Consider the following 11,848-nt stretch of genomic DNA (forward strand, 5'->3'; position numbering starts at 1 on the left):
AACAAAGATTGCCACGCCTAATGGCAATATTCAGGTTTTATTGGTTATACGTCATTGTTTGTTACTGCAGGCTCATGGCGGCTCAAAAATTGGCATAAACCAACAAGAATAACGGCTGATAACATTAAGGCTGAAAAGGGCACTGCTGTGCCAGTATAAAATAGTGCTAATAACGGACCAGCTAAGGCACCAAATCCAAAGCGTAATGTGCCTATTACCGCGGTTGCAGTGCCGGTTTCTTTTTGAAACTTCATTAATACGATTGCATCAGCATTGACTGACATAACCCCTAAGCAAGCCATTAACGGTAATAACATCATCACTGTAAACACGTAGTTAAGCTCAAGCAGATTAACCGCTAATAATGCAATGCCTGAAATCGCGGCAAAAAATGTAGCTACTTTGAGCATACGCTTTGAACCATAACGGCCAACAATGCGGCTATTGACCACGTTTGCCGCCATTAATGCACCAACATTGGTACTAAATAATATGGCAAAAAGCGATTTATCTAATTGGAACACTTCCATGTACACAAAAGGTGAAGCGGTTAGATAACAAAAGAAAGCAAACGAGGTTAACACGCCGCTAGCAATGTTTAGTTTGACGCCTTTCTTGGTAAATACAGTGGCATAAGCGCCAAAAAATGACTGAGTGCTGCGGTTGCTGTTGTCTTTATCACTTGGCATCTTAAGTTTAAGGCTGACTAAAAGTAATAAAACAAAAGCATAGAAAGCCAAAATAAAAAAGATTAAGTGCCAGTCACCCAACTCTAAGATCAAACTACCAATACTTGGCGCAATTAAAGGCGCTAACATCATGATTAAACTGACATAAGACATGCCTTTTGCGGTGTTTTTACCATAAAGCTCTTTTATGTAACCAGGCACAACAACAGTTGCCGCAGCGCCGATAAACGCCTGAATAAAACGTAAAGCTAAAAAGCTTTCAATACTGGTTACAAACGCAAGTCCCAGGCTCGAAATCATAAAACCTATGAGGCCAATCAATACCAGTTTTTTACGGCCGAACCTATCGGCAAGCGGACCAAAGCAGAGCATACCTAATGCGTAGCCGCCTAAGTACAAGCTTAACGATTGTTGCACTAAAGTGATATCGGTATTAAAGCTTGTCGCTAGTGTTGCCATTGCCGGCAAGTACATATCGATTGCCAGTGGGGTAATCGCAATAATGGCTGATAGCATAGGGATCAGTAAAGCTAAGCTAGCGCCAAAAGGATATTTTTGATTGCTTTGGTTCACAGGTGAGTTGTTCAACGGTACCTCAATATAATTCTTAAACTGGAGCTGTTCTGGTGTTATTCAATGTATATCAGCGAAGCATTTGGACTTATAGCAATGGAGCTTGCAGAGAAATCTAAATAGGGCGCTTATCAGTGTTAGATCTGCTGGTGCTTACATTGTAGGCTAAATGATTTTAGTCAATGAAAGGAGCACGCAAAATGTTGTGTAAATAAGCGTGTCAGATGCATTCATAGTAGCGTTTTAGGCAAAATTTTCAATCAAAAAACCGCTTTATTTCTCTGCAAATCTTAGCCAATTTGTAAGCAAAAGCTTAAAGCTGGTTTTGCGTTTTTATCACGATCTACTTGTCACCTAAATGTCTTGTTGCTGTCATCTTAATGTCGTTAATTCGCAATAGGTTGGTTGGCGCTCAAATGGCTGCTCTGTCAGGTGTAGCTATTTAGCCAAAGATATTGATCCCGTATTGAATAAAGGAATAACGATGAAAAAGCAATTCAAACTAGTGCCTTTGCTGGTGAGCGCTTGCTGGTTAACAGCGTGCTCTGACGATGGTGAAAATGGTGCAGCAGGTCAAGACGGGAGTAATTCACTTGTCGCCATTTCAGCACTGGCTATTGGCAGCGAACAGTGTCCATTGGGCGGTAAAATGGTCACAACAGGGCTGGATATTAATGGTAACGGTAATCTGGACGACAATGAAGTTGATAGTGCGCAAACCCAGTACCTTTGTAATCAAACTAGTAACAAGCTAACCGCTGAACTAATTGGTCGTTTTCAAAGTGACATTTATGGGCTAAGTGCTGCTGAAATTGTCGATTTTCATAGCCAGTCAAAGCGTATATTTGTCGTAAATGCTCAAAGCGGAAAAGTTGATGTATTAGATGGCTCAAGTTTGAATGTGGATGATGGCGTATCAGGTGCTGGCGCATTAGCATTAAATAATGTGAGTAAACTTAGTGAGCTAGATGTGAGTGGTGATCTCGCTCTTGAAAGATTAGGCGGCGTAAATAGTTTAAGTATCTATGAGGACCTACTTGCTGTGGCAGTTGAACGAGGTGATACAGCTGGAAATAGTAAACAAGGGGCGGGATACATTGCGTTTTATCGATTAGATGATAGCGGTGAAGCCATGCTTGAGCAGCAAGTAGAAGTGGGTGCACTGCCTGATAATGTGGTGTTTAACCGTGACGGTACTTTGCTATTGGTAGCAAATGAAGGTGAGCCAAATTCTGCGTATGATGCTGACCCGGAGGGAAGCATTTCGCTTATTGAAATTGCTAATGGGATCCCAGAGACAGAGGCAATGTCGCTTAATTTTAAGGACTTTAATCTTGGCGGTTCACGTCAAGATGAAGTCAGTGCAATGATAAAGCTTAATGGGCCCGGCGCCACCGTAGCACAAGATCTCGAACCTGAGTACATAGCTGTCAGTGAAGACAACACTAAAGCGTTTGTGTCGCTGCAGGAAAACAATGCTATTGCAGTGATAAACTTAGTTGATAAGAATATTGAAGCGCTATTGCCGTTAGGGCTTAAAAATTACGGTTTAGAGAACAATAAAATTGATGCGAGTGATAAAGACGACCGGGTAAACTTTGTTGCATATCAAGATGTTTATGGTATGTATCAGCCTGATACCATACAAAGCTATCAATGGCAGGGCGCTAATTTTATCGTTACAGCTAATGAAGGTGATGCCAGAGATTATGACGGTTTTTCTGAAGAGGCACGTGCTGACGATTTAACCTTAGATCTAATGCACCCTCAACTTGCTGCCGCACAAGATAAAACTCAGCTCGGCAGGTTAAAGGTGACAACAAGTCTAGGCGATACTGACAATGACGGTGATTTTGATCAGATAGTTAGCTACGGTGCGCGTTCATTTTCTATATGGGATGCGCAGGGCAATCAAGTGTTTGACTCAGCTTCTGACTTTTCACGCATTACTGCCGCTATTTTAGGTAATGATTTTAATAATAGTAACGATGAGAATAAAGGTGATAGCCGTAGTGATGATAAAGCGGGTGAGCCTGAAGCGTTAGCTATTGGTAGAATCGGTGATGTGACTTATGCGTTTATCGGCCTTGAGCGTAACGGTGGTTTTATGATTTACGATATCAGCAATCCTTTTAATGTGAGTTTTGTCGATTACATTGTAAATCGTGATTTTAGCGCTGATTTTGAAATCAACACAGATACTGGCGAAGTCACTGGTGATGCAAGCTTAGCCGGCGATTTAGGACCCGAGGGGATGAAGTTTGTTACGGCGCAAAACAGCCCTACAGGCGAGCCAATTTTGATTATCGGTAACGAAGTGAGCGGTACTACAAGTGTCTATGCATTAGGCCTTTAATACCAATCAGTGCTCAGTAAAATAAAACAATAAAAAACTCCGTTATGTTAGTAACGGAGTTTTTTATTAATTACATTTATGAGCTTTTGTATAGCCTAGGCTATCTAACAAAGCATCATTAATAAAGCTTAGAAACCGCGAGGTAATTGACCTTTACCTGCTAGTTTTTCACGCCATAGCTCTTTAGGGGTTTTACCGCCGTTTTTAGCTGCTGGCTTGTCTGCTGTTTTAGCAGGAGTTTTCTTCGCTGCAGGTTTAGCTGCTGCTTTTTTCTCAGCTTTAGCTTCAACTGGCGCACTAGCACCACCAACGTCGGCTAACATCGCTTCTAAATCACTAAAGCGTAAAGATTTACCGCCATCGATTTTGTACCAGCTACCTTTCTGTTCAATTTTAACAGCTTGGCCATCACGCGCAGTAAGCGCAGCCTCAAGTGTGCTGATAACTTCTTCTTTGGTCAGTTTAGACATAATAATAACCTGTTTATTTTTGTGTGTACTTGAAGGTTTGTACTGATTTTATCGTTTAAAGTACCGTAAAGTCCAATTTTAGCCGTATTTGGCTGTATTTCTATGATGTTTTAAGCATTTTTTGTTAAAAGTAGCATTAAAAATGTTCAATTTATTCAACTGAGTAAACTTAGATAGCTTTACGGCTTAACTGTTTATTTATACTAACAATAGGTTAAAATGAGTTTTTTGCTATCTTTGGCGGATTTATGACGCGCACTGAACTGAGCCAATATTTGGCAGATTATTTACAAACCTCAAGTTTTAAAGACTATGCGCCAAACGGATTGCAAGTTGAGGGTAAGGCTGAGATAAACACAATCGTGACTGGCGTTACAGCTTGTCAGGCATTAATAGACGCGGCGATTGAACTTAACGCAGATGCGATTTTAGTTCACCATGGTTTTTTCTGGAAAAGTGAGCCAGAAATCATTGTCGGAATGAAGCAAAAGCGCATTAAAGCGTTACTAGTTAATGACATTAACTTGATGGGTTACCATTTACCGCTAGATGCGCACCCTGTAGTTGGTAACAATGCACAGCTTGCTAAAGTACTTGAAATTGTTGAGCCTGAAGTGATTGAAGGTGTGGCTCAAGGGCTTATTTGGCAAGGTAAATTGGCTCAGCCATTAACGGCAAAAGCGTTTAATGAACATATTTCGCAAAAGCTAAATCGTTGTTGTCAGCATTTAGGTGACGACAGTGCCATGGTGTCGACCGTTGCTTGGTGCACAGGTGGAGCGCAAGATTATATTGATATTGCGGCAAGTAGGGGGATTGACGCCTTTATTAGCGGTGAGGTGTCAGAGCGAACTTATCATTTAGCGGTAGAGCAGGGGATCCAATACTACGCAGCAGGCCACCACGCAACTGAGCTATATGGTATTCAAGCATTAGGTGAGCATTTGGCTGATAAATTTGGTTTAGCGCATCACTTTGTTGATATCGTGAATCCAGTTTAACTATTTGATTGGTAAGACCAAATAACTTTACCCAATAAAAAAGCCGCTAATTTAGCGGCTTTTTTGGTTAACGTATTAAGTATAAAAGCTTATTTAACTTTCATACCAGGCTGAGCGCCTTCATGTGGCTCCATGATCCAAAGATCTTTTCCGCCAGGACCAGCAGCGAGTACCATACCTTCTGATACACCAAAGCGCATTTGACGCGGTGCAAGGTTAGCAACCATAACAGTTAGCTTACCTTCTAGATCTTCAGGCGCATAAGCTGACTTAATACCAGCAAATACTTGCTTGGTTTCGCCGCCCAAATCTAACTCAAGACGTAAAAGCTTGTTGGCTTCTTTAACGTGTTCAGCTTTGGCAATGCGTGCGATACGTAGATCGATTTTAGCGAAATCATCAAAGCTGATCTCATCGCTAATAGGGTCTTGCTCAAGCGGGCTCTTAACCTCTGTTTTAACTTCAGGCTCAGCTGTTACTTGTAAATTTTCAGTTGAGGCTTCGATAATCGCTTCGATGCTCTTCATCTCAACACGCTGCATTAAAGCCTTAAATTTAGCAATTTCGTGGCCAGCTAGATCGATGTCTAGGTTGTCCCACGTTAGCTCCATTTGTAAGAAGGCTTCAACATCTTGCGCAAGCTTAGGTAGCACAGGCTTAAGGTAAGTGACCAAAATGCGGAACAAGTTAAGTGCATTACTACAAACTTGATGTGCTTGTTCTTGCTTATCATCTTCTTTGATCAACTGCCATGGTGCAGAATCTGCAACATAAGCGTTAGCAATATCTGCTAGCGTCATGATTTCACGCATAGCTTTACCGTATTCACGAGTCTCGTAGAAGTTGGCAATGCTTTCTTGTTTCGCTAAGAAGCTTGTTGTTAGACTTGTATCGTTAATTTTTGCTAGCTTGCCATCAAAGCGCTTGCTAATAAAGCCTGCGGTGCGTGATGCCAAGTTAACTAGCTTACCAACTAAATCAGAGTTAACGCGTTGAGCGAAATCTTCAAGATTTAAATCAAGATCATCAATTCTGCTGCTTAATTTAGCGGCGTAGTAGTAACGTAGGTACTCAGGATCTAAGTTATCAAGGTAAGTACGTGCCTTAATGAAGGTGCCTTTAGACTTTGACATCTTAGCGCCATTAACCGTTACATAACCGTGTGCGTATACGCTAGTTGGTTTACGTAGCCCTGCACCATCAAGCATTGCAGGCCAGAATAGACTGTGGAAGTAAACGATATCTTTACCGATGAAGTGATACACTTCAGCGGTTGAATCTTTGGCCCAGAAATCGTCGAAGTTTAGATCGTCACGCTTATCACACAGGTTCTTAAATGAGCCCATATAGCCAATAGGTGCGTCTAACCATACGTAGAAGAATTTACCTGGCGCATCTGGAATCTCAAAACCAAAGTAAGGTGCATCACGAGAAATATCCCACTGTTGCAAACCTTGCTCAAACCATTCACCTAGCTTGTTAGCCATCTCTTGTTGTAATGAACCTGAGTTGATCCACTCTTTCAACATGCCTTCAAATGCTGGCAGGTCAAAGAAGAAGTGCTCAGTATCTTTCATTACTGGCGTTGCGCCTGAAACTGCTGACTTAGGGTTGATAAGATCGGTGGTGCTGTATGTCGCACCACAGTTATCACAGTTGTCACCGTATTGGTCTTCAGACTTACAGCGTGGGCAAGTGCCCTTTACAAAACGATCTGGTAAGAACATCGACTTTTCAGGATCGAAAAGTTGAGAAATCGTTTTGGTTTTGATGTAACCGTTGTCGCGTAGCTTGATGTAAATATCGCTAGCCAGCTGGCGGTTTTCGTCACTGTGAGTGCTATGGAAATTATCAAACTGGATATTGAAGTCAGCAAAATCTTTCTCATGTTCTTTTTGAACTTGAGCGATCATCTCTTCAGGAGTAATCCCCAACTGCTGTGCTTTAAGCATGATTGGCGTGCCGTGAGCATCGTCTGCACAGATATAATGACATTCATGTCCACGAAGCTTTTGAAAACGTGACCAGATATCGGTTTGAATATACTCTAACATATGGCCTAAGTGGATAGGACCATTAGCATATGGAAGGGCACTTGTGACTAAGATTTTACGTTGTGAATTTGCCATCTTTTCTCAAAATCGCTGGGAACCAAATTGGAATGGCATAGATACTAACCGATCCTATGCATAGTTTCATCAAAAGCTCGCACAAGTGGATTAAATCTAGACTAATGTTTGCCAGAATATCTGGTACAATTGCGCAAATCTTATTTAGGGGGTCAGCATTTTGTCTTCAACACATCCAAATTATCATCTCGATGATGCTTTACTCAGTCAAGTTTTAGCGATTCTCGATACCTTTCAAGACACGTATTTGAACAAAAGTTTGCTCAGTGCGGGCATGGTTACAAAACTTGCAATTGAAGGTAAGCGACTACAACTTGGTTTATGCTATTCATACCCATGTCAGACGCAGTATCGTGACATTGTAATGGCAGTGACTAAAGCGTTAGCAACATTGGATGCTATCGATGAAGTAGAATGTGAAATCGATTTCCAACCAGAAACGGTTTCAGCGATTAGCGCTGTTGAGCCACTACCTAATATTAAGCAAATTATTGCTGTTGCTTCAGGTAAAGGCGGCGTGGGTAAATCAACAACTGCAGTTAACCTTGCCTTAGCATTGGCGGCAGAAGGTGCCAGCGTTGGTATTCTAGATGCTGATATCTATGGTCCATCCATTCCGATGATGTTAGGTGTTGAAGATTTCAAGCCTGTATCGCCAGATGGTAAAATCATGACCTTTGCTCCGGCACATGGCATTGCAGCGCAATCTATCGGCTTTATGTTAGATGGTGACCAAGCTGCAGTATGGCGTGGCCCAATGGCGGCTGGTGCGCTAGTACAGCTACTTACTGAAACTGAGTGGCCTGAGTTAGATTACTTAGTGATTGATATGCCACCAGGAACTGGTGATATCCAGCTTACTTTGTCGCAAAAAGTGCCAGTAAGTGGTGCCGTAATCGTTACAACACCGCAAGATATTGCGTTGGCTGACGCTAAAAAAGGCGTGAGCATGTTCCAAAAAGTAAACATCCCAGTATTGGGGATTGTTGAAAACATGAGTTTCCACCTATGTCCAGAATGTGGTCATAAAGATCACCCATTCGGTGCAGAAGGTGGCCAGAAAATGGCAACTCGCTACAAGGTGCCACTACTCGGTCAATTACCGCTACAGCTTAATATCCGTGAAGATGTAGATAAAGGTACGCCAACTGTAGTGGCTGACGAATCAAGTCAAGTTGCTGGTATTTATCGTGAAATCGCTAGAAAGGTCGGGGCACAGCTTGCGTTATGTCAAGCACAGCCTAAAGTATCAATTAGCATGTCTGATGACGAATAAGGTCTATTTTAAATGAATTCTAAAGATTGTGTTGTAATTGGTATCGCTGGCGCGTCAGCGTCGGGTAAAAGTTTAATCGCTAAAACGATTTATGAAGAGCTTTGCCGCGATTTAGGTACAGATCAAATTGGCGTGATTGCAGAAGATGCATACTACCGCGACCAAGGCCATTTATCTATGGACCAACGTGTACTAACTAATTATGACCATCCTAAGGCACTGGACCACGAGTTATTGTGCAGCCACTTACGTGAGTTAAAAGCAGGAAACGCGGTAGATGTACCTGTATATAGCTATACAGAGCATACGCGTACCGACGAAAAAGTAACACTGACTCCTAAAAAAGTGATTATTTTAGAAGGGATTCTGCTACTGACAGATCCTGCTCTTCGTAAAGAGATGGATGCTTCTGTATTTATGGATACTCCGCTGGATATCTGTTTTATGCGCCGTCTTGCACGCGATGTGGCTGAGCGTGGCAGAACAATGGATTCTGTTATGCAACAGTACACAGAAACTGTTCGCCCAATGTTCTTGCAGTTCATTGAACCGTCAAAGCAATACGCTGATATTATCGTGCCTCGCGGTGGCAAAAACCGTATCGCAACGGATATCTTAAAAGCGCGTATTCAGCATTTACTTGCAAAATAAGATAACTTACTCATATTAAGAGAACTTAGCGGATATGCGGTTAACTGGCCTAAATAGATTTACTAAGGTTTGGGCACAAGTGAGAAAGTACAGCAACAAGCTGCTAGTCAAAGTAATCAGGATTGCTAATGTCTGAAGTTTGGGTAAATGGACAACCCGATACCAATGTAAACCCTTTAGATAGGGGCTTAGCTTATGGCGATGGCTTATTTGCAACAATGCGAGTAAGCCAAGGCCAGATCCTGTTTTTGACAGCGCATTTAGAGCGTCTTGTTCAAGGCACTTTTCGACTCGGTTTTAATTGGTATCCATCTGCGACGCTCAAGCAGCAGTTAACCTGTTTAGCTCAAGCTAACCCTCATTCTTGTATTAAATTATTGCTGACTCGTGGTGCTGGTGGTCGAGGCTATGGTATCGACTTGGTGCGTCAGAATTTGGCTTTTATTGGTGAGGAAATAGCTGTTTCTGAATCTGCTACTCAAGCCGGTAAGGATTTAGCCAAAGATAATGGCAAAGGCGCGACAGCAAGCAACAATGCGGGTCTGCCGATTATAAATGAAATCGTGTCAGTACATGCACTGCCTGCTCAATATGCAGCTTGGCAGCAAGAGGGGATCTGTTTAGCTTTATCAGACATTAAACTCGGCAGGCAGTCAAAGCTTGCAGGTATCAAGCATTGTAATCGTTTAGAGCAAGTATTAATTAAATCGACCGCTTTGCCAGAGAATGCTCAAGATTGGTTGGTATTAGACTCAGATGACAATATTATCGAGTCATCAATGGCGAATATCTTTTTTGTGGTTGAACAAATCATTATGACCCCAAGGATATGCTTCGCTGGCGTAGCTGGTATGATGCGCGAGCAGGTGATCTACCAGTTGCTAGAAATGGGCTATAAAGTCGAAATCTGCGATTTTCATTACAGTATGCTAGCCAAGGCTCAGTATGCTTTTATAACCAATAGCCTATTTGGGCTTATTGATGTGGTGGTAATTGATGATAAGCAATTTAGCCGCACTTCTTTGACATCTAAAGTAAGAGAACAGCTCAGTCTGACATTATGAAAAAAGCAATAATAGGATTATTCGCAGTATTATTTACGCTGTTAACTGTTGCGGCAATTGGCGGTTACTGGGGTTATCAAACTCTGCTGGCTTATGGCGAGACGCCAGTTAACCTAACAGAATCTAAAGAACTAGACGTAAAGCGTGGTACTAACTTTAACCAGTTTATTAGCGTTCTAGAGTCTGAGCAACTGATTGAAGAGGGCTGGAAGCTTAAGTGGTTGGTACGCATAAAGCCTGAATTAGCAAACATTCGCTCAGGCCTTTACGATGTAAATCCTGACGACACCGTAAATACTTTGCTGGCTAAAATCATAAGCGGCAAAGAAAAATCCTTCGGCGTAACTCTGTTAGAAGGTCAAACAGTAAAAGAGTGGCAACAGGTACTTGAACAACAACCTAGATTGACGATCGGCGAAGATGTTTTTGCACAGATTTTACGTGAAAATGGTGATGATTCAGGACTGCCTGAGGGTAAGTTTTTCCCTGATACCTATCATTATATTGCAGGAAGCAGTGAGAAGGCATTACTGAATAAAAGCTATTTAAAAATGCAGCTTGAGTTAGATAAAGCTTGGCAGGGTAGGCAAGAAGGCTTACCCCTTAAATCAGCTTATGAGCTACTTATTTTAGCCTCAATTATTGAAAAAGAGACGGGCAAAGCGAGCGAGCGTCCGTGGATCGCCGCGGTATTTGTCAACCGTTTACGTAAAGGTATGCGTTTACAAACCGACCCAACAGTTATCTACGGCATGGGCGATAGATATAATGGCAATATCACCCGTAAAGACCTTCGTGAAACGACGGCATTTAATACATATAGAATTAATGGTTTACCACCAACGCCAATCGCTGCTCCGAGTTTAGCCGCCATTCAAGCAGCAGCGCATCCTGCAGATGTTGATTATTTTTATTTCGTGTCGCGAAATGATGGTAGCCATGTTTTTTCAAAAACACTGAACGAGCACAATCGAGCAGTGAATAAATATCAGAGAAATCGATGAATACGAATACACAAAATAGCGCAAAATTTATTGTTATCGAAGGGCTTGAAGGTGCGGGTAAATCAAGCGCAATTGCTCTGGTAAGAGACTTTATTGAAAAACACACTGGCAAAGCTCCAGTTTGTACCCGTGAGCCCGGCGGTACGCCACTTGCCGAGCAAATGCGAGATCTAGTCAAAGTGGCTAATGAAGATGATCCTTTATGTGACGAAGCTGAGTGCTTGCTATTTTACGCGGCAAGAGCGCAACTCGTAGCCAATGTGATTAAGCCATCGTTAGCAAAAGGCGATTGGGTGTTAGGCGATAGACACAATCTATCGTCTTTAGCGTATCAAGGCGGTGGTCGTGGACTTATGCCTTTAGTATCAGCAATTAGTGACGCAACGCTAAAAGGCTTTAAACCTGACTTAACACTCTATTTAGATATTGAGCCAAAACTGGGCCTTGAGCGCGCAGCTCGCCGTGGCGAGTTAGATCGCATTGAAAATCAAGAGATTGAATTTTTTAATCGTACTCGTGCAACGTTTTTAGAATTTGCTGACGCCGATGACTCAATTAAAATTGTTGATGCTAGCCAAAGTATGGCTGAGGTGCATAAAGATATTATTGCCTTACTACAAGAATTGAGTTGGTAA

Annotated in this window: 10 protein-coding genes; 7 read left to right on the plus strand and 3 right to left on the minus strand. The window is 42.1% G+C overall.

The window, feature by feature from the left end:
* Positions 1–44: 44 nt before the first annotated feature.
* Positions 45–1,277, minus strand: a complete 1,233-nt coding sequence (locus L2740_RS00820; protein WP_248948051.1) for a multidrug effflux MFS transporter — start codon at positions 1,275–1,277, stop codon at positions 45–47.
* Between the two features lie 469 nt (positions 1,278–1,746).
* Here L2740_RS00820 and L2740_RS00825 point away from each other — a divergent pair, with 469 nt between their 5' ends.
* Positions 1,747–3,618: a choice-of-anchor I family protein gene (locus tag L2740_RS00825; protein ID WP_248948053.1), complete on the plus strand. Its 1,872-nt coding sequence runs from the start codon at positions 1,747–1,749 to the stop codon at positions 3,616–3,618.
* 128 nt (positions 3,619–3,746) lie between these two features.
* Here the strand turns inward: L2740_RS00825 and L2740_RS00830 are convergent, their stop codons facing one another.
* A complete protein-coding gene (locus L2740_RS00830) occupies positions 3,747–4,088 on the minus strand; it encodes a hypothetical protein (protein ID WP_248948054.1) in 342 nt (113 codons plus the stop codon).
* 248 nt (positions 4,089–4,336) lie between these two features.
* Between L2740_RS00830 and L2740_RS00835 the strand changes: the two genes are divergently transcribed.
* Positions 4,337–5,089, plus strand: coding sequence for a Nif3-like dinuclear metal center hexameric protein (locus L2740_RS00835; RefSeq protein ID WP_248948055.1), 753 nt, complete (start codon positions 4,337–4,339; stop codon positions 5,087–5,089).
* Between the two features lie 89 nt (positions 5,090–5,178).
* Here L2740_RS00835 and metG read toward each other — a convergent pair whose 3' ends face one another.
* On the minus strand, positions 5,179–7,218 hold the full coding sequence (gene metG, locus L2740_RS00840) for a methionine--tRNA ligase (protein ID WP_248948056.1): 2,040 nt from the start codon (positions 7,216–7,218) through the stop codon (positions 5,179–5,181).
* Positions 7,219–7,378: 160 nt separating this feature from the next.
* Here metG and apbC point away from each other — a divergent pair, with 160 nt between their 5' ends.
* The 5 genes from apbC to tmk all read left to right on the plus strand — a co-directional run bounded on the left by apbC (position 7,379) and on the right by tmk (position 11,848).
* A complete protein-coding gene (gene apbC, locus L2740_RS00845) occupies positions 7,379–8,494 on the plus strand; it encodes an iron-sulfur cluster carrier protein ApbC (RefSeq protein ID WP_248948057.1) in 1,116 nt (371 codons plus the stop codon).
* Positions 8,495–8,506: 12 nt separating this feature from the next.
* Positions 8,507–9,145 carry a uridine kinase gene (gene udk, locus L2740_RS00850; protein WP_248948059.1) on the plus strand — a complete coding sequence of 213 codons (639 nt, stop codon included), beginning with the start codon at positions 8,507–8,509 and terminating at the stop codon, positions 9,143–9,145.
* 128 nt (positions 9,146–9,273) lie between these two features.
* A complete protein-coding gene (pabC, locus tag L2740_RS00855) occupies positions 9,274–10,209 on the plus strand; it encodes an aminodeoxychorismate lyase (protein ID WP_248948060.1) in 936 nt (311 codons plus the stop codon).
* Positions 10,206–11,213 carry an endolytic transglycosylase MltG gene (gene mltG / locus L2740_RS00860; protein WP_248948063.1) on the plus strand — a complete coding sequence of 336 codons (1,008 nt, stop codon included), beginning with the start codon at positions 10,206–10,208 and terminating at the stop codon, positions 11,211–11,213. Before pabC ends, mltG begins: the two co-directional genes overlap by 4 nt.
* The gene (gene tmk, locus L2740_RS00865; protein ID WP_248948064.1) at positions 11,210–11,848 is read left to right on the plus strand and encodes a dTMP kinase; all 639 of its coding nucleotides are present in this window, start codon (positions 11,210–11,212) and stop codon (positions 11,846–11,848) included. The genes mltG and tmk overlap by 4 nt, the downstream gene beginning before the upstream one ends.

This window comes from Shewanella pneumatophori, from assembly GCF_023283895.1.
GTDB classification, from domain to species: domain Bacteria; phylum Pseudomonadota; class Gammaproteobacteria; order Enterobacterales; family Shewanellaceae; genus Shewanella; species Shewanella pneumatophori.